The following is a 17,954-nucleotide window of genomic DNA, read 5'->3' as shown; positions in this document are numbered from 1 at the left end:
CGTACGGTCCTTGCGGCCGGGAACGCCGAGGTGCACGACGTCGCCCTGGCCGAGCCCGGTGACACCGCGGGCCGGCCCGGGGAACTCGTCCTGGGAGTGGGCGTGACGGACCGGGCCGGAACCCTCGCCCTGCTGGAACGGACCGCCGGGGCAGGGGCCGCGGGCCTCGTGCTCAGGGGACCCGCCCCGCGCGACCCGCAGGTGGTGCGCGCGGCCCGGAGGCTGGCGGGCCCCGCACTGGTCGAACTGCAACCGCACACCTCGTGGGCGCACGTCGTCTGGCTGCTGCGCGGTGTCATCGACCGGGCCTCCGCGCCCGCCACCGGCGCGCTCGGCACCCCCGGTCCGCACAGCGACCTGTTCGCACTGGCCGACGCGGCGGCCGAGATCATCGACGCGCCCGTGACGGTGGAGGACGCGCAGTCCCGCGTACTCGCCTACTCCGCGCGGCAGGACACCACCGACCCGGCACGGGTCTCCACCATCGTGGGGCGGCGCGTCCCCGCGGAGACCCTGACGCATTTCCGGGCCACCGGCGTCTTCCGCCGGCTGGCACGCTCCAGCGACCCCATCCGGACCCCCGCCGGTCCCGACGGCATCCTGCCCAGGCTGATCATCCCCGTGCGGGCCGGCGGCGAGTGGCTCGGATCGATCTGGGCCGTGGTCAAGTCGCCGGTTCCGCCGGAGCGCGTCCGCGAGCTCGGCGATGTGGCCTCGGTCCTGGCCCTGCATCTGCTGCGGCTGCGCGCCGAGGCAGGCATCGCACGGCGGGTGTCGGCCGGGCAACTTCGGGCGGCGCTGCGCGAAGGCGCCGTCCCGGACCGGGGGCCGGGAGCGGCCGCCGCGCTGCCGGCCGGCCCCTGGCGGGTGGTGGCCTTCGGGTCGTCGGCCGGCGGGACGGAGGACGTACGCAGGCAGCTGGACCTGTGGGAATCGGTCGCCCACCGGTTCGGCTGGCACCAGCCACTGCTCGCCGACCTCGACGGGCTGCTGTTCGGCGTGGTCACCGATCGGGGTCGGGGCGGGCGGCGGGCCGCGCCCGGTGCCCGGGCCGACGCCGGCACCGTCGACTGGCTCCGGCACGTGCTCGCCGAGACACGCTCGCACGACCCCGGTCTGTACGCCGCCGCGGGCTGCCCCGCCCGCTCCCCCGACGAGTTGCCGCGCTCCACGGCGGAAGCGGTCGAGCTCCACCGGCTGATCGGCGCCGGCCGGCTCCCTCTCGCCCACGGGAGGGGGATCGTGCTGATGGAGGACGCCTGGGACGCCGTCGTCGTGGAGCGAGCCAAGGCCGCCGTCGGTACCGACACATGGCTGCTCGGCGGGCCGCTCGCCGCGCTGCGCGCACACGACGAGGATCACGGCACGCCGTACCTCACCACCCTCGCGGCCTGGCTCGACCACTTCGGCGACCCGCAAAGCGCCGCACGGCACCTGCGGGTCCATCCGAACACGCTGCGCTACCGGCTGCGCAAGCTCGAGGAGGCCGTCCCGCTCGACCTCTCCTCGCCCCGTCTGCGGCTGGCGCTGCGGCTCCAGCTCATGGCGATGGGCGAGACACCCGCGCACGGCGAGCCGCCGCGTTCCTGACCACCGCCGTACCGTGATCGCCGGGGCTCAGCCTCTCGCCGCTCCTTCCGTGGACGGCGTCCGGCGCGGTGCCGGGCTGTCCAGGTGGACTACCAAGGTCCGGTGAAAACGGTCTACGGCGTCGTCGACGCCGCGGATGAAGCCGGACTGCGCGTTGCCGCGGGTACTCCCCGTGCTCTTGAACAAGGACAGGCGGATCTTCACGGACGGCCCGGTTCGCGACCTGGTGGCATGGAACACGGAGAAGGTCTTCGGCCGGAGCGGCCGCCGGTCACGCACCTTCGCCGGCCTGGGCCGTCCCACAACCCGCGGAGGAACCCGATGTGCCGTCTGTTCGGACTCAGCAGCGCGCCGCGGCGCACCCGCGCCACCTTCTGGCTGCTGGACGCCCCGGACAGCCTCAGCCGGCAGAGTCACCGTGATCCGGACGGCACCGGGCTGGGGTACTTCACCGCGGACCGCGGACCGCGGGTCGACAAGGCGCCGATCGCCGCCTACCGGGACCGCGCGTTCGCCGAGGACGCCCGGCAGGTGGAGTCCGCCACCTTCCTCGCCCATGTGCCTTTCGCCTCGACCGGCGGCCTGGACGCCCGCAACACCCACCCCTTCGAACAGGAAGGGCGGCTGTTCGCGCACAACGGGGTCATCGAGGGCCTCGACGCGCTCGACGACCACCTGGGCGAGGACCGGTCGCTGGTCAAGGGCGACACCGACTCCGAGCGGTTCTTCGCCCTCGTCACCCGGGAGACCCGCGAACACGGCGGAGACGTCACCGCCGGCATCGCGCGGGCCGCGCGCTGGATCACCGGGCACCTGCCCGTCTACGCCCTCAACCTGGTCCTCGTCACCTGCACCACGGGGTCGTACCGCCGACCGTGGGGTGCGCGGAGGTCGACGAGGAGATCGGACTCGACGTGGTGACGGGGGCCGCCCGCGCGCTGCCGCGGGACGGCGACCTGGTGCTCAGCGACTCCTTCGGGTTCGGCGGGCACAACGCCGTGCCGGCGCTGCGGCGCGTGCGCTGACCGGGGCCCGGTGACGTCCGGTGACGGGACGGGCCCCGTGCGGCGGGAGTCGCGCGGGGCCGGTCCTCACGCGGTGCGCTTGCGGGAGGCCGTCTTCTTCGCCGGGGTCTTCTTCGTCGTGCTCTTGGCGGTCGACGCGGTCTTGTTCGCGGACCGCGACGACTGCGCCGCCTTGGACCTGCCGGCCGTGGACTTCTTCGCGGCGGCCGTCGTCTTCTTCGCGGCGGTCTTCTTCGCCGCGGGGGCCGGCTTCCGGGCGGTCGTCTTCTTGGCCGCGGCGCCGGTCCGCTTGCCGCGCGGAAGGTGCCTGACCTCGGCCTCCTCGGCCTCCTCCGCCGGCTCCCCGGCCTCCTCCGCCACTTCCTCGCCCCGGGACTGCTTGGCCGCCCGCACGCTCTTCTCCAGGGCGGCCATCAGGTCGAGGACCTTGCCGCCGGGGGCGGGTTCGGGGGCCTCGGGAGGTGCCTCACCGGCGGCCTTGGCGGCGATGACCTCCTCCAGCGCGTCGCGGTACTCGTCGTGGAGGTCGCGGAGGTCGACCTCGCCCAGGGTGTCCATGAGGGCGTCGGCGAGGTCCAGTTCCTTGTCGCGGACGGTGACGTCGACGTCCGGGGCGACGCCCTGGGGGGCGCGGATCTCGTCGGGCCAGAGCAGGCCGTGCATGGCGATGACGTCGTCCACCACCCGGAGCATGCCCAGGCGCTCGCGGCCGCGCAGGGCGAACTTCGCGATCGCCACCTTCCGGCTGCGCTTGAGGGCCTCGCGCAGCAGGGTGTACGGCTTGGCGGCGGGGGCGCCGCTCGCGGCCAGGTAGTACGCGTTCTCCATCTGGAGCGGGTCGATCCGGTCGGCCGGGACGAAGGCCACGATGTCGATCGTCTTCGCGGTGGGCAGCGGCAGGTGGGCCAGGTCCTCGTCGGTGATCGGGACGATGGTGCCGTCCGCGTCCTCGTAGGCCTTGCCGATCTCCGCCTGGGTGACCTCGCGCTCCTCCAGTTCGCACACCTTGCGGTAGCGGATGCGGCCGCCGTCCTCCGTGTGGATCTGGCGGAAGGAGATGGTGTGGCTCTCGGTCGCGTTCACGAGCTTGATCGGGATGCTGACCAGGCCGAACGAGACGGCGCCGTTCCAAATGGATCGCACGTGCAGCACCTTCCGGATCGGATCAATACGATCTGCTTGATCTATTTGATCTACTTGTCATGGTTTACGTGATTTCCATGGTTTTCTTATCGTATGGCGCCGATCACGGAGGTGGAGGGGCGACGGCTCGCGCTCAGCAACCTGGACAAGGTGCTGTATCCCGCGACCGGGTTCACCAAGGGGGAGGTGCTGCACTACTACGCGACGACCGCCGACGCGCTGCTGCCCCATCTGCGGGACCGGCCGCTGTCCTTCCTGCGGTACCCGGACGGGCCGGACGGGCAGGTGTTCTTCGCCAAGAACGTGCCGCCTGGTACGCCCGAGTGGGTGACGACGGCCGAGGTGCCGAGGTCGACGGGGGCGGCGCGGATGGTCCTGGTGCAGGATCTGCCGAGTCTGATGTGGGCGGCCAACCTGGTGACCGAGTTCCACACCCCGCAGTGGGTGGTCGAGGCGCCCGCGGCGGCCGACCGGCTGGTGTTCGATCTGGATCCGGGGGCGCCGGCGAGCGTGGTGGACTGCTGCCGGGTGGCGTTGTGGCTGCGGGAGCGGCTGGCCGAGGACGGGATCGAGGCGTACGCGAAGACGTCCGGATCGAAGGGGCTGCATCTGCTGGCCGCGGTGCGGGGGGCTTCGAGCGCGCGGACGTCCGAGTACGCGAAGGGGCTCGCCGTGGAGGCGGAGCGTGCCATGCCCGAGCTGGTGCTGCACCGGATGACGCGGAGTCTGCGCCCGGGGAAGGTGTTCGTCGACTGGAGTCAGAACGCGGCGCGGAAGACCACGGCCGCGCCCTACACGCTGCGGGCCCGCCGGGAGCCCTTGGTCTCGGCGCCGGTCACCTGGGAGGAGGTGGCGGGGTGCCGGGCGCCGGGGCGGCTGGAGTTCCGGGCGCCGGACATCGTGCCCCGGCTGCGGGACCACGGTGACCTGCTGGCTCCGCTGCTGGCCCCTGAGCGTGCGGCCGTGCTGCCGTGAAGGGGGAACCGGGGCGTCCGGTCACACCCACTCAGGGACCCGGCCGTCCGGTCACACCCGCTCCCACGTCCTGCGGTCCCTCGCCATCGCGTGGAGTGCTTCCACGTCCGCCGGTTTCAGCAGGCCGCCCAGGCGGGTCAGGTCCCGCAGGTCGGCGGGCTCGAGGACGCGTACGCCCCTGGGCGGGGCGGTGACGCGGAGGGCGCCCGGGTCCGTCAGGACCAGGATGGGGCGCACCTCGGCGGTCAGGGCGTAGGAGGCCCGGTCGGCCCGGCTGCGGAGGTCGCGCAGGAGGGGGGCCGGGTCGTGGCGGCCAAGGGCGACCATCGGGTCGTCGATGCGGACGCGCTGCTTGCGCGCGTACAGGGCGTGGACGGCGAAGAGGCCGCCAGGGCCGATGACCAGGTGGTGGATGCGGTCACCGCCGGGCAGCGGGACGGAGTGGAGGGCGTGCCAGCCGGCGCCGTCGAGGTGGTCCAGGGCCTCGCCCACCGTCTGCTCGGCGGTCAGGGCGCGGCGGCGCGGGTCCGGGCGGAGGCGGTGGGCGGGGGCGGGTTCCCGGTCGAGGGCGATCAGCAGCGCCTCGCCGGGTCGGTTGGGGGCCAGGTCGTCGTCCGGGTGCAGGCTCAGGCGGGCGAGTTCGGCGGGGGTGGGCACCGGGGGCGGGCCCACCGCCACCGGGCCGGTGAGGAAGGGGCCCAGGGCCTGGAGCACGTCGTCCTGCTCGTCCTCGCTGAGGAGGTTGACCCGGGCGGCCTCACGGTCGTACCAGGCGATGTTCCTGCCGTCGGGCCGGCAGACGTAGAGCCGTTCCTGTCCGTGGCGCCAGGTCGGTATGACGCGCAGTCCGCGGTGTCCGCTCATGCATCATCACCCCCACGACCATGGGAACAGGCGGGGTGCTCCCGGGGCAAGAACCCGGCTACCTTGAGAGAGCCTGTCGGCAGACTCCCGTCGTCCGCCCGGAGGGCGGGCCTGGCGGTGTCCGGTGTGTGCGATCGCAAGGCGCCGGAGCGCCCTCGTGGCGCAGTCACGTGGGTGGTCGGGCACGCCGCGAGCGTGCGTGCCGGACACCGCCAGGCAGGCGGGAGCCTGAGGACGGGCTCTTGTTGGGAGGGGGAGGTTGGGGAGGCGCCGTTGCGGACCCGCAGGAAGCAGCCCGACGTACCGGCTCCGGACAGCCCGTGGAGCGAGATCGTGCCCGGCCTGTGGATGGGCGGGCACGAGTTCAGAGCGCCCTCCGGGCAACTGGAACTCGCCGTCGTGCGCGATGAGTTCGATCTTGTGCAGACCTTGCTCAGACTGCCGGGGCACGGGCCCGACCCGGGTGTCGAGCACCATGTGTGGCCGATACCCGACGGGCCGCTGGACGGAACGCAGCTCGCGGGGGTGATGCGGCTGGCCCGGGCAGCCTGTGACGCGCTGGACCAGGACCGCCGGATCTTGGTGCGCTGCTACTCCGGGTACAACCGCTCGGGGCTGGTGGTCGCGCACGCGCTGGTCCGCCAGGGGCGTTCCGCCGACGAGGCGATCCGGCTGGTCCGCGCCCGCCGCTCCCCCTGGGCACTGCACAACGAGCTGTTCGTCGACTATCTGCGGACGGGCCTGTCGACGGCACGGTTGCTGGAGGAGCTGGCCGAGTAACCGTTTCACCCGGCTGCGTACGCGAGAAACGAAAACCCCGTGAGCAAAAGGGACTTCCATACGAAACGAATAGGGTGTACGAGGCTGTCACCCGCGCCACTACCCCTCCCCCAGCTCTCCTCCAGCCACCGGAGAAACGTGTTCCGCAGACGCCCCGCCCTGGCCACCGCCCTCGTCACCCTGCTGACGGCGACGACGGCTGCCTGCGGCGACGCGGGCGGGCTGCGCGGCGCGGGGCCCACGCCGACCGCGGTCAGTCCGGCCCGGCTGTGGCCCTCGCTGCGCCCGGCGGCCAGCCCCGCCTGGCCCTACGACGAGATACAGAACGAGACGGTCGAGGGCGTCACCGCCCTCGGCGACGACATCCACGAGGTCGACCCGGTGGCCGTCGTACGGGCCGAGGTGGCCGTGCATCCGGACGCCTACACGAGCGCCAAGGCGCCGTACCAGGACACGGCCGTCCGGCTCGCGGAGTGCGGCCGGGGGAAGGATCCGTCGCGGTGTCCGGTCATGCGGCCGTACTACCGGGATCTCACCGGTGACGGGCACGACGACATGGCACTGAGCTTCCGGCTGCACCCGACCAACCAGACCGCGGTGCGCGTCTACACCTTCGAGGGGCACCGGCTGGTGCAGGTCTTCGCCAACGACGACGCGGTGATCGGCGTGGAGCTGGCCGGGCGGGCCGTGATCATCCGCTCGCCGGCCGGGATCGCCGGGTACGAGTACCGCACCACGTGGTCCTGGGACCCGGAGCAGCGGGCGATGGTGTTCTCGCGCGACGAGTTCCTGCGCACCGGCCGGCACCGGCCCACGCACGCGCGTACCCACTCGCACCTCGCCGCGTCCCCGCTCCCGCCCACCCGCGCTCCCTCCCCGTCCCTCGCCCGGTGACGCCGGCGCGGGCGCCGTGGCGCGGGTGACGCGGGGCCGGGTACCGCGGGACCGGCCGGCACCGCGTCCGGGTGACCCGTCCCGGGCGGCGCCCCGCCGCACGGGGGTGACGCCCCCTCGGACGGCGGCGCCCCGATGGCGCAGTGTGACGGGCCTCCGGGACGCGGCACTCCTAATGTGGCGGTTAGTCAGATCCGCCCGGCTTCGATGGGCTTCGCCACTCAGGTGGAGGTACTCCATGTCCCTGCGCTCCCCCCTCACCCGACTGGCCATGGCGGCCGCCACCGGCGCACTCCTCTCCACGGTCGCCGCGACACCCGCCGTCGCCGACGACGGCCGGAGCGGCAACCAGAAAGCGACCCCCCGGCACAGCACCACACCCCGGCACAGCACGACACCCCACCACAGCACGGCCCGGCAGAACAGCGACGCCCCCGACCACCGCCACCCGCGCTTCTACCGGGGCGTCGTCACGGCCCGCTCCGGGCTGGCCCTGCGCACCCTCCCCGACCGCGGCAGCCGGGTGCTGCGGGTGGCCCGGCCGGGCCGGCTCGTGTGGATCCACTGCAAGACGCTGGGCGGGCCGGTGAACGGCAACCGCGTGTGGTACCTCCTCTCGGACGGCGTCCGGGCGTGGGGCTCGGCGCGCTACATCGCCAACATCGGGCCCACGCCACGCTGGTGCTGACACGCAAGGCGGACAAGCATCGCCTTTTGGGTAGATTCCGGATATGACCCAGGCCGGAACCACCGAGGCAGCGGCTGCCCCGTCCGCGCCCGCCGTCCGCCTTCCCCGGCGCCGCGGCGTCGAACTCGCCCTCATCGTCCTCGCCGTCCTGCTGCCGGTCTGCGGCTACTGCGCCGTAGGCCTGGCTCGGAACGGCACCGTCCCGCCCGGCGCCGCCGGTTACGGCGCAGGGCTCGGCGTGCTCGCGCTGGTCGCGCACATCGCGGTGCGCCTGTGCGCGCCGTACGCCGACCCGCTGCCGCTGCCCATCGCCGTACTGCTCAACGGGCTGGGCCTGGTGCTGATCTACCGGCTCGACCTGGAGACACCGGGCGACGAGGCCGCGCCTGCCCAACTGGTGTGGTCCACGCTGGGCGTGGGGCTGTTCATCCTGGTGGTGCTCGTGCTGCGCGACCACCGGTTGCTCCAGCGCTACGCCTACGTCTGTGTCACCACCGCGCTCGCCCTGCTCACGCTGCCGATCTTCTTCCCCGCCGTCAACGGCGCCCGGATCTGGATCCGGCTGGGCGAGTTCTCCATCCAGCCGGGCGAGTTCGCGAAGGTTCTGCTGGCGGTGTTCTTCGCCGCGTACCTGGCCGCCAACCGCAGCGCGCTGGCCTACAGCGGCCGCCAGGTGTGGCGGCTGCAACTGCCCACCGGCCGGGTGCTGGGACCGGTGGTCACGATCTGGCTGCTGAGCGTCTGCGTGCTGGTCCTGGAACGCGACCTCGGCACCTCGCTGCTGTTCTTCGGGCTGTTCGTCGTCATGCTGTACGTGGCCACCGGCCGCACCGGCTGGATCGCCGTCGGGCTGCTCCTCGCGGCGGCCGGCGCGGTCGCCGTCGGCTGGCTGGAGCCGCACGTGCACAGCCGGTTCGGGGAGTGGCTGCACCCGTTCGCGTCCATCGAGGCCGGTCAGGGACCCGGCCAGGTGGCCCAGTCGCTGTTCTCCTTCGCGGCGGGCGGTGTGACCGGCACCGGGCTGGGCCTCGGCCACTCGATCCTCGTCGGCTTCGCCGTCAAGTCGGACTTCATCCTGGCCACCGCCGGGGAGGAACTGGGTCTGACCGGGCTGTCCGCGGTCTTCCTGCTGTACGCGCTGCTCGTCGAGCGTGGATACCGGGCGGGCCTCGCCCTGCGCGACCCCTTCGGCCGGCTGCTCGCGATCGGGCTCGCCTCGCTCGTGGCGCTCCAGGTGTTCGTGATCGCCGGCGGGGTGACCGGCCTGATCCCGCTGACCGGACTGGCGATGCCGTTCCTGGCGCAGGGCGGCTCGTCGGTCGTGACCAACTGGACGATCGTGGCGCTGCTGATCCGGGTGAGCCATGTGGCACGCCGGGAGTACGACGGGACGGTGGCCCCGTGACCCGCGAGGAGGCCGTCCGTTGACCCGGTGCATCCGGCACGCCGCGGCCTTCTGCGTGCTGCTGCTGGTGGCGCTTTTGGTGAACATCGCCTGGTTGCAGGTGCTCCAGAGCCCGGAGTACGGCGGCAATCCGGCCAACCGCCGCCCCACCATCGCCCGTTACCAGCAGCCGCGCGGCGAGATCCTGGTCGGCGGCCGGCCGGTCACCGGCTCCAAGGACACCCGGGAGCAACTGCGCTTCGAACGGACCTACACCGACGGGCCGTTGTACGCGCCGGTTACCGGCTTCGCCTCGCAGCTGTACGGGACGACGTTCCTGGAGCACTCCGAGGACGCGGTGCTGTCGGGCTCGGATCCGATGCTCGCCGGGTTCGGGCCGTGGAGGGGGTTCAGGGGCGGGCAGAGCCCGGGCGGCAATGTGGTGACGACGATCGATCCGGCCGCCCAGCGGGCCGCGTTCGACGGGCTGGGCGGACGCAAGGGGGCGGTCGCGGCGATCGAGCCGACGTCGGGGCGGATCCTGGCGCTGGTGTCCACGCCCTCGTACGACCCCTCGCTGCTGTCCGGGAACAGGCCGGCGGTGTCGGCGGTGTGGGCGCGGCTGAACGAGGACCCGGAGCAGCCGATGCTGAACCGGGCGGTGCGGCAGACGTATCCACCGGGGTCGACGTTCAAGGTGGTCACCGCGGCGGCCGCGCTGGACGCGGGCGTGGTGCGGGATCTGGACGAGCCGACCGACTCACCGGACCCGTACCTGCTGCCGGGCACGACGACGTGGCTGTACAACGAGGCCGACGACTGCGAGAACGCGTCCCTGCGGCATGCGTTCGAGTGGTCGTGCAACACGGTGTTCGCGAAGCTGGGCGTGGACGCGGGGGTGCGGGGCATGCGGGCCGCGGCGGAGGGGTTCGGCTTCAACGACAAGAAGGTGAGGATCCCCTTCTCGGTCTCGCCGAGCACTTTCGACACCCGGGTGGACCGGGCGCAGCTCGCGCTGTCGTCGATCGGGCAGTACAACACGCGGGCCACTCCGCTTCAGATGGCGGTGGTGGCGGCGGCGGTCGCGAACGGCGGGAGGGTGCGGTCGCCGTACCTCGTGGAGCGGACCACGCGCCGGAGCGGGGGCACGATCTCCGCGGCCGGTTCCCGGCCCGCGCGGCAGGTGATGCGTCCGACGACAGCGGCGCGGCTGCGGGAGCTGATGGCCGGCGTGGTCACCGAGGGCACCGGCGGGAACGCGGCGATCCCCGGGGCCACGGTGGGCGGCAAGACCGGCACCGCCCAGCACGGCCTGGGCAACGCCGGTACGCCGTACGCCTGGTTCGTCTCCTGGGCGCAGGGCGACGGCGACATGGAGCCGAGGGTCGCCGTCGCCGTGGTGGTGGAGGACGCGTCCGCGCGGCGGGGTGACATCAGCGGGGGCGGTACGGCGGCGCCGATCGCCAAGGCGGTGATGCAGACGGTGCTGCACGCGGCGCCCGCCAAATGAGACGGGGGTGCCGGGGGTGGGCTGAGGCCGCCCTACCGTTCCGGCGCGACGATTCCGGCACCGGCGTACGAACTCGCCCGGGTCAACCTTGCACGTCTCAACGAACCACTCGACTCACCACAGTTGAAGGACTTCGTGGACGCGCTCGACCCGGCGAGGCCGGGCGCGGACGCCGCGGACGGCTTCGTCTGGCCGCTGCGGAGCGACTCCGGCAACGCGACGGACGTCGCGGTCTTCGGCGACGCGTGGCCGATCATCGGCATGTCGTGGCGCGGGACCCGAACGCCCTGACGGCCTACACGTACCGGGGACGGCACCGTGAGATGCCGGCCCGCCGCCGGGTGAGGCTCCCTCCCCCACGCCGTTCAGGCAGTGGGGAGGTTCGAGCGGCCGTTGGAAGCGGCCACCGCCCTGTGGTGGGTTCCGGCGGGTCACCGCCCGACGGTGGCGGAGGCGGAGGAACGGCTCCTCCACCTCCGTGCGCACGGTCCGACGGGGTACGCGTTCACCCTGCGGGCGTCGTTCCCGCCCCGGCGGGCGGTGCCGGTGACCGGCGGGGCGCCCGGTGAGCCGGGGGATCAGCCGGTGAGGCGCTGCCCCTCCTCGATCGCCTCCTCCACCTCCGCCACCCGCTCCCGCTCCTCGGCCGCGAAGCGTTCCGCGTCCAGCTTCTCGGCGATCTCCTCGTCCTGGGCCATGAGCTGGTCCAGGTTGGAGTCGCCCATCTCGAAGACGCCCATGTCGACGTAGGCCTGCTGGAGGCGTTTGCCCCACAGGCCGATGTCCTTGACGCAGGGGACGATGCGGCTGAAGAGCAACCGGCGGAAAAGCTTGAGGAATTCGGAGCGCTCGCTGAGTTCGTCGGCCTCCGCCCTGGGGATGCCGAAGTTCTCCAGGACCTCCACGCCGCGCAGGCGGTCGCGCATCAAGTAGCAGCCCTCGATGACGAATTCCTCGCGTTCGCGCAGTTCGGCGTCGGTGAGCTGCCGGTAGTGGTCGCGCAGGGCCATGCGGCCGAAGGCCACGTGGCGGGCCTCGTCCTGCATGACGTAGGCGAGGATCTGCTTGGGCAGGGGCTTGTCCGTGGTGTCGCGGATCATGCCGAAGGCCGCCAGGGCGAGGCCCTCGATCAGTACCTGCATGCCCAGGTACGGCATGTCCCAGCGGCTGTCGCGCAGGTGTCGCCGAGGAGGGACTGGAGGTTGTCGTTGATCGGGTACAGCATCCCGATCTTCTCGTGCAGGAAACGGCCGTAGATCTCGGCGTGCCGGGCCTCGTCCATGGTCTGGGTCGCCGAGTAGAACTTGGCGTCCAGGTCGGGGGCGGACTCCACGATCCGCGCGGCGCAGATCATCGCGCCCTGCTCGCCGTGCAGGAACTGGCTGAACTGCCAGGACGCGAAGTGCCGGCGCAGCTCACCCTTGTCACGGTCGGTCATCTTGGCCCAGTGCGGGGTGCCGTAGAGGGTCATCGCCTCCTCGGGGGTGCCGAGCGGGTCGTACGGGTCCACCTCCAGGTCCCAGTCGATCCGCTTCTGTCCGTCCCACTGCTTGTCCTTGCCCTTCTGGTAGAGGGCGAGGAGGCGGTCGCGGCCGTCGTCGTACTCCCAACTGAACCGAGCCGCGCCGGTCGCGGGGATCTGCCAGTGCGAGTCCCCCGGATTCCTGGCGTACAGGTCGTAGGTCGGCATACTTCGCAGGTTCACACGTAGACGCTGAGTCAACAAGTCGTGCGCAAGGGATTGACGAGCTTGCTGACAGACAGTCTCATAGGAGGCGGGAGAACCTGACCCCCGGGTAACCAGCCGACCCAGCCACATCCCGTACGACGAGGTGGGACAGCCATGACGACCGTGACGGAAGACGGCGCGCTCGCAGGTCTGCGCGACGCGCTCGGCCTGCTCAAGGACCGGGAGCAGGTGGCCGAGCGGCTGCTCGACTCTTCCGCCAAGCACTCCTTCGACCCGGACGAGGAACTGGACTGGGACGCGCCCTTCGAGGAGGGCAAGTGGTTCTGGCCACCGGAGCTGGTGTCGCTGTACGACACGCCGCTGTGGAAGCGGATGGGCGAGGAGCAGCGGATCCTGCTCTCCCGGCACGAGGCCGCGGCGCTCGCCTCGCTCGGCATCTGGTTCGAGCTCATCCTCATGCAGCTGCTCGTACGGCACATCTACGACAAGGCGGCCACGAGCGCGCACGTGCGGTACGCGCTGACCGAGATCGAGGACGAGTGCCGGCACTCGAAGATGTTCGCCCGCGTGATAGCGCGCGGCGAGACGCCCTGGTACCCGGTGAGCCGGGCGCACCAGAACCTCGGCCGGCTCTTCAAGACGATCTCCACGACCCCCGGGTCCTTCACCGCGACCCTGCTCGGTGAGGAGGTCCTGGACTGGATGCAGCGGCTGACGTTCCCGGACGAGCGGGTGCAGCCGCTGATCCGGGGCGTCACGCGGATCCACGTCGTGGAGGAGGCGCGCCATGTCCGCTACGCCCGCGAGGAGTTGCGCCGGCAGATGATGACGGCGCCGAAGTGGTCGCAGGAGTTCACGCGGATCACCTCGGGCGAGTTCGCCCGGGTCTTCTCGGTCGCCTTCGTCAACCCCGAGGTGTACACGAACGTGGGCCTCGACAAGCGGGAGGCGATGGCCCAGGTGAAGGCGTGCGGGCACCGGCGGGAGGTCATGCAGACGGGCGCGAAGCGGCTGACGGACTTCCTGGACGACATCGGCGTCCTCCGCGGTGTCGGCCGCCGTCTCTGGCAGTCCTCAGGCCTCCTGGCCTGACCCGAACCCCATCCTCCCCGCCAACGCTGAACAGACCGGAGACCCCACCCGATACCCGGAGCCACCGGCCTCGACGCGGGTCGGGCCCCGGCACCCGTCCGTGTCGACGTCCCGGCGACCAGTGAGCGGACCGCCGGCTCCCCCCGCGTCCGGCGCCGCCGACGTCCATGCGGATCCGGCCCGTCCTGCCGCCGAAGCGGCAGCGCTGCCCGCGGCACGTGAGGAACCCCGGCGCGGACACAACCCGAAACACCCCGGGCGGCACCACGGGCCCGCACCGGGCCGTGCGCCCGCGGGCTGCGCCGACCCGCGTGGCAAGCGAAGCCGCGTGACCGGCGGAAGCTGCCGTCACGCGGGGGCCACGGGCCACGCCCGGCCCGGCGCCGGGCCGGGAAGCCGCGCAGGAGCCGCGCGGCACCTGGACGCCGTTAGGTCCGGCCCTCCCGCGTGAGGCCGCGGGCCACGCGGGGCAGCGGTAGCCGCGCGGCACGGCGGCGCACGGCACGACGGCGCACGGCACGGCGGTGGCTCCGGTGGTCCGGCAGCCCCCGTCCGGCACTCCTGGTCCGCCGCCCCGGCCCGCCCCCGGTTCTCTCGCCCGGGTCGCCCGCCCGGCCCCGCACCCTCCGGCCCGGCGTCCCCAGCCCGGCGCCCCCGGTTCGCGCCCCTGCTCCGCCATGACCGGTTCGCGCCCCCGGTACACCGCCCCGGTACGCCACGCCCGGTCCGGCGGCAGCAGGTCCGGAGCGGGGCGGCCGGTCCGTCGGGCTTCGGGGCATGGGCGTGGGTGTGGGGTGGAGGGGGCGATTACGCTGCTGGTCATGAGCCCTGCCGCGTCCACTCCCGCGTACCGTCGCCTCAGTGTCGAGGAGCGGCGGGCCCAGTTGCTCGACGCGGCACTGTCCCTCTTCGCGCACCGGGCGCCCGAGGAGGTGTCGCTGGACGACGTGGCGGAGGCGGCGGGGGTGTCGCGCCCGCTGGTGTACCGGTACTTCCCGGGTGGCAAGCAGCAGCTGTACGAGGCCGCCCTGCGCTCCGCCGCCGAGGAACTGCGGTACTGCTTCGACGAGCCGCAGGAGGGCCCGCTGCTGCCCCGCCTCGCCCACGCCCTGGACCGGTACCTGGCCTTCGTCGACCAGCACGACGCCGGGTTCACCGCGCTGCTCCAGGGCGGCAGCGTGGTGGAGACCTCCCGGACGACGGCCATCGTGGACGGCGTGCGCCGGGCCGCCGCCGAGCGGATCCTGAGCCATCTGGAGGTCACGGACCCCGGCCCCCGGCTGCGCATGACCGTGCGGATGTGGATCACGGCCGTGGAGGCCGCGTCCCTGATCTGGCTGGACGAGGACAAGCAGCCGCCCGCCGAGGAACTGCGGGACTGGCTGGTCGAGCAGTTCGTGGCCGTGCTGACCGTGACCGCCGCCCGGGACGCGCAGACCGCCGGGCTGGTGGGGCGCGCCCTGGCCTCGGCGGATGGCTGACACTGGTGCCGTGAAGAGCGAAGACACCCCCTTCGAGGGCGGCCCGATGGACGGGCGGGTGCTGCCCGTGCTGGTGGGGCCCACCGGCAACCCGCCGAAGACCTACCGCATCCCGGTGCCGAACGCCGCGGGAGGCCCGCCGACCGTGCTCGTCTACCGGCGGGTACCGCGCGGGCACAGCAAGCGCCTGGGACTGCCCCAGGGATGGAAGTACGAGTTTGCCGCCGAAGGTGAAAGGAGGGCGGGCAGGAGCGGCGGCCGGCTGAAATGGCCGTGGTCCAAGCCGGAGACCCGGCCGGGCGGCAAGCCGGACGACACCGACGGGTGACCTCGTTGCGCCGTGCGGCGCACCATCGGCTCAGAAAGTCGGTTCATACGTCGAATCCTCACGATGCGGAGCGGAGACACCGCCCCGCACGGGAGGTGATGACGTGTCAGGAAGGGTGCCGCGTCTGGTGTGTACGGCGGCGGTGGCGGCGCAGGCCGCCTTCGTACCGGTGGCCGCCGTGGCCGTACCCGGGCCGCAGGGCCCCGGACAGCGGTCCGTCGCCCAGCTGCTGACGGATCTTCAGAAGCTGTACGGGCAGGCCGAACAGGCCACCGAGACCTACAACGCCACCGCCGAGCGGCTGAAGCGGCAGCGCACCGAGGCCGATCGCCTCGACGCCGCCCTCGGCGCCGCCCGGCGCGCCCTGAGCGACAGCCGCGCGCAGGCGGCACGGCTTGCCCTCCAGCAGTACCAGGGCAGCAGCACCGGACTCTCCCCGTACCTGCGGCTGCTGCTGGCGCCCGACCCGCAGCACGCGCTGGCGGAGGGGCATGTGATCGGGCAGCTGGCGCGGGAGCGGGCCGAGACGGTCAAGCGGCTCACCCGCAACGAGAAGAAGGCCGCCGACCTCGCCGGCAAGGCCCGCGAGGCGCTCGACACCCGGGTCGCCCTCACCCGGCGGCAGCAGCAGGCCCGGGACGACGTCCGGGCACGGCTGCACGACGTGGAGAAACTGCTGGCCTCGCTCAGCGCCGAACAGGTGACGGCGCTCACCCGGGCCGAGACGAACGGGATCACCATGGCGCAGCGCTCGTTCCTGGCCACCGGGGTGCTCAGCGGTGACCGCTCACCGTCACGGGAGGGCGACGAGGCCGTGCGCTACGCCGTGCGCCAACTCGGCAAGCCCTACCAGTGGGGCGCCACGGGCCCGCAGGCGTACGACTGCTCGGGGCTGACCTCGCAGGCCTGGGAGCACGCCGGGACGCCCATCCCGCGCACCAGTCAGGAGCAGTGGGCGCGGCTGAAGCACATCCCGCTGCGCGATCTCAGGCCCGGCGACCTGGTCGTCTACTTCCAGGAGGCCACGCATGTCGCCCTCTATCTCGGCGACGGGATGGTGGTGCAGGCCCCGCGGCCCGGCACGAAGGTGAAGGTCTCACCGGTCGCGGCCAACCCGGTGCTGGGCGCCGTACGACCCGATCCGGGCGGGGAGCCCCTGCGGCGGTACACGCCGCCGAAGCTCCCCCGGGGCGCCCTGGCCGGGCCGGACGTGAGTCTCTAGGCGGCGGACGCCTCGGACACCTGGGCGAGGTAGGCCTGGGCCTTGTCCGGGTCGAAGAAGAAGTTCTCCAGGTCGGACGGGTCGTCGAAGCAGTTCACGAAGCGGTCGGCGACCGGCTGGAGCTGACCGGCTGCCCCGAGGACGTTCAGGGCGTGCTCGGGCGGCGGGGCCAGCATGGCGTTGGTCCACTTGGTGACGTGCCGGGCGGTGGCCCAGTAGCGGTCGAACGTCTGCTGCATCCACTCCTCGTCGAACGGCTTGTCGCCGTGCTCGAGGATGGCGGCCAGGTACGCGGCGGCGCACTTGGAGGCCGAGTTGGAGCCCTGACCGGTGATCGGGTCGTTGGCGACGACGACGTCCGCGACGCCGAGGACCAGCCCGCCGCCGGGCAGCCGGCCGACCGGCTTGCGCACGGTCGGGGCGTAACGGCCGGCCAGCGTGCCGCCCGCGTCCGTGAGTTCGACGTCGGCGGTCCGGGCGTGCTCCCAGGGCAGGAACGTCTTCATCAGGTCCAACGTCAAAGCAAGGTGCTCGGACGGATCCTTGACACCGCGGAAGGCGTCGAGCGGGCCGCCGGGGATGCCCTCCCAGAACAGGATGTCGGCGCGGCCGGAGAGGGTGTAGGTCGGCATGATGAACATCTCGCCGACGCCGGGCACCAGGTTGCAGCGGACCGCGTCGAACTCCGGGTGCTCCGGGCGCGGGCCCAGGCCGTGCACGTACGCCACCGCCAGCGCGCGCTGCGGCTCGCTGTACGGGGAGCGGGAGGCGTCCCGTTCGAACATCTTCACCAGCTCGCCCTTGCCCGCCGAGACGAGGACGAGGTCGTACGTGCGGGAGAAGTAGTCCAGGTCGCCGACCGCGGCGCCGTGGATGACGAGCTGGCCGCCGCGCTGGGCGAATGTCTCCATCCAGCCGGCCATCTTCACCCGCTGGTCGACCGACTGCGCGTACCCGTCGAGCCTGCCGACCCAGTCGATCGCGCGCTGCGAGGGACCCGGGTCGAAGGAGCCGGGGGCGGCGACCGAGACGCCGAGGCCCTCGATGTCCGGGGCCTGGGACTCCCAGAAGTTCAGCTTCAGGTCCCGCTCGTGCTGGAGGGCCGTATGGAACATGCACTGCGTCGACATGACCCGGCCGGTGCGGATCTCGTCCGCGGTCCGGTTCGACATCAGGGTCACCTCGTACCCGTGCGACTGGAGTCCGAGGGCCAGTTGGAGACCGGACTGCCCGGCCCCCACGACGAGTATCTTCCGCATACGGGTGCTGCCTCCTACGACTTCGGGAC

At 72.6% G+C, this 17,954-nt stretch carries 14 protein-coding genes and 4 pseudogenes; 14 read left to right on the top strand and 4 right to left on the bottom strand.

What is annotated here, in order from left to right:
* The 3 genes and pseudogenes from ACFY4A_RS09105 to ACFY4A_RS09095 form a co-directional block, all read left to right on the top strand.
* Positions 1-1,590 (top strand): helix-turn-helix domain-containing protein (locus tag ACFY4A_RS09105; protein WP_390828754.1); only part of this gene is annotated, 1,590 nt, incomplete at its 5' end.
* A gap of 321 nt (positions 1,591-1,911) precedes the next feature.
* A pseudogene (locus ACFY4A_RS09100) lies at positions 1,912-2,439 on the top strand (class II glutamine amidotransferase); the annotation flags it as partial.
* Positions 2,439-2,615: pseudogene (locus tag ACFY4A_RS09095) on the top strand (beta-ketoacyl-ACP synthase); the annotation flags it as partial. The pseudogenes ACFY4A_RS09100 and ACFY4A_RS09095, both read left to right, overlap by 1 nt.
* 66 nt (positions 2,616-2,681) lie before the next feature.
* Here the strand turns inward: ACFY4A_RS09095 and ACFY4A_RS09090 are convergent.
* Positions 2,682-3,758, bottom strand: a complete 1,077-nt coding sequence (locus ACFY4A_RS09090) for a Ku protein (protein WP_390828753.1) — start codon at positions 3,756-3,758, stop codon at positions 2,682-2,684.
* A 93-nt stretch (positions 3,759-3,851) separates the two neighbouring features.
* Here ACFY4A_RS09090 and ligD point away from each other — a divergent pair, with 93 nt between their 5' ends.
* Positions 3,852-4,733, top strand: coding sequence for a non-homologous end-joining DNA ligase (gene ligD, locus ACFY4A_RS09085; RefSeq protein ID WP_390828752.1), 882 nt, complete (start codon positions 3,852-3,854; stop codon positions 4,731-4,733).
* Positions 4,734-4,784: 51 nt separating this feature from the next.
* Here the strand turns inward: ligD and ACFY4A_RS09080 are convergent, their stop codons facing one another.
* Complete coding sequence (locus ACFY4A_RS09080) at positions 4,785-5,597, bottom strand: nuclease-related domain-containing protein (protein WP_390828751.1); 813 nt, start codon at positions 5,595-5,597, stop codon at positions 4,785-4,787.
* 273 nt (positions 5,598-5,870) lie between these two features.
* Between ACFY4A_RS09080 and ACFY4A_RS09075 the strand changes: the two genes are divergently transcribed.
* From ACFY4A_RS09075 to ACFY4A_RS09050, 6 genes and pseudogenes are all read left to right on the top strand, one after another.
* Positions 5,871-6,377 carry a protein phosphatase gene (locus tag ACFY4A_RS09075; protein ID WP_390828750.1) on the top strand — a complete coding sequence of 169 codons (507 nt, stop codon included), beginning with the start codon at positions 5,871-5,873 and terminating at the stop codon, positions 6,375-6,377.
* Between the two features lie 138 nt (positions 6,378-6,515).
* Complete coding sequence (locus tag ACFY4A_RS09070; RefSeq protein ID WP_390828749.1) at positions 6,516-7,271, top strand: hypothetical protein; 756 nt, start codon at positions 6,516-6,518, stop codon at positions 7,269-7,271.
* 238 nt (positions 7,272-7,509) lie between these two features.
* Entirely contained in the window at positions 7,510-7,959 is a 450-nt protein-coding gene (locus ACFY4A_RS09065; protein ID WP_390828748.1) for an SH3 domain-containing protein, read from the top strand.
* A gap of 43 nt (positions 7,960-8,002) precedes the next feature.
* The gene (locus tag ACFY4A_RS09060; protein WP_390828747.1) at positions 8,003-9,364 is read left to right on the top strand and encodes an FtsW/RodA/SpoVE family cell cycle protein; all 1,362 of its coding nucleotides are present in this window, start codon (positions 8,003-8,005) and stop codon (positions 9,362-9,364) included.
* 19 nt (positions 9,365-9,383) lie between these two features.
* Entirely contained in the window at positions 9,384-10,853 is a 1,470-nt protein-coding gene (locus tag ACFY4A_RS09055) for a penicillin-binding transpeptidase domain-containing protein (RefSeq protein ID WP_390828746.1), read from the top strand.
* Positions 10,854-10,976: 123 nt separating this feature from the next.
* Positions 10,977-11,312, top strand: a pseudogene (locus ACFY4A_RS09050) (DUF3291 domain-containing protein); the annotation flags it as partial.
* Between the two features lie 119 nt (positions 11,313-11,431).
* Here ACFY4A_RS09050 and ACFY4A_RS09045 read toward each other — a convergent pair.
* Positions 11,432-12,543: pseudogene (locus ACFY4A_RS09045) on the bottom strand (diiron oxygenase).
* A 153-nt stretch (positions 12,544-12,696) separates the two neighbouring features.
* On the opposite strand from ACFY4A_RS09045, the gene ACFY4A_RS09040 reads away from it, so the two are divergent.
* From ACFY4A_RS09040 to ACFY4A_RS09025, 4 genes are all read left to right on the top strand, one after another.
* On the top strand, positions 12,697-13,635 hold the full coding sequence (locus ACFY4A_RS09040; RefSeq protein WP_390828745.1) for a diiron oxygenase: 939 nt from the start codon (positions 12,697-12,699) through the stop codon (positions 13,633-13,635).
* An 821-nt stretch (positions 13,636-14,456) separates the two neighbouring features.
* Complete coding sequence (locus ACFY4A_RS09035) at positions 14,457-15,116, top strand: TetR/AcrR family transcriptional regulator (RefSeq protein ID WP_390828744.1); 660 nt, start codon at positions 14,457-14,459, stop codon at positions 15,114-15,116.
* A 10-nt stretch (positions 15,117-15,126) separates the two neighbouring features.
* Positions 15,127-15,444: a hypothetical protein gene (locus tag ACFY4A_RS09030; protein ID WP_390828743.1), complete on the top strand. Its 318-nt coding sequence runs from the start codon at positions 15,127-15,129 to the stop codon at positions 15,442-15,444.
* 103 nt (positions 15,445-15,547) lie between these two features.
* Positions 15,548-16,666 (top strand): NlpC/P60 family protein, encoded by a 1,119-nt coding sequence (locus ACFY4A_RS09025; protein ID WP_390828742.1) that lies wholly within the window; start codon positions 15,548-15,550, stop codon positions 16,664-16,666.
* Here ACFY4A_RS09025 and ACFY4A_RS09020 read toward each other — a convergent pair.
* Positions 16,663-17,925: a styrene monooxygenase/indole monooxygenase family protein gene (locus ACFY4A_RS09020; protein WP_390828741.1), complete on the bottom strand. Its 1,263-nt coding sequence runs from the start codon at positions 17,923-17,925 to the stop codon at positions 16,663-16,665. The two genes, ACFY4A_RS09025 and ACFY4A_RS09020, sit on opposite strands and share 4 nt — an antisense overlap.
* Positions 17,926-17,954: the final 29 nt, after the last annotated feature.

The organism is Streptomyces sp. NPDC001292 (assembly GCF_042896465.1).
Lineage (GTDB): Bacteria > Actinomycetota > Actinomycetes > Streptomycetales > Streptomycetaceae > Streptomyces.
This window is presented reverse-complemented; position numbering and strand designations above follow the sequence as displayed.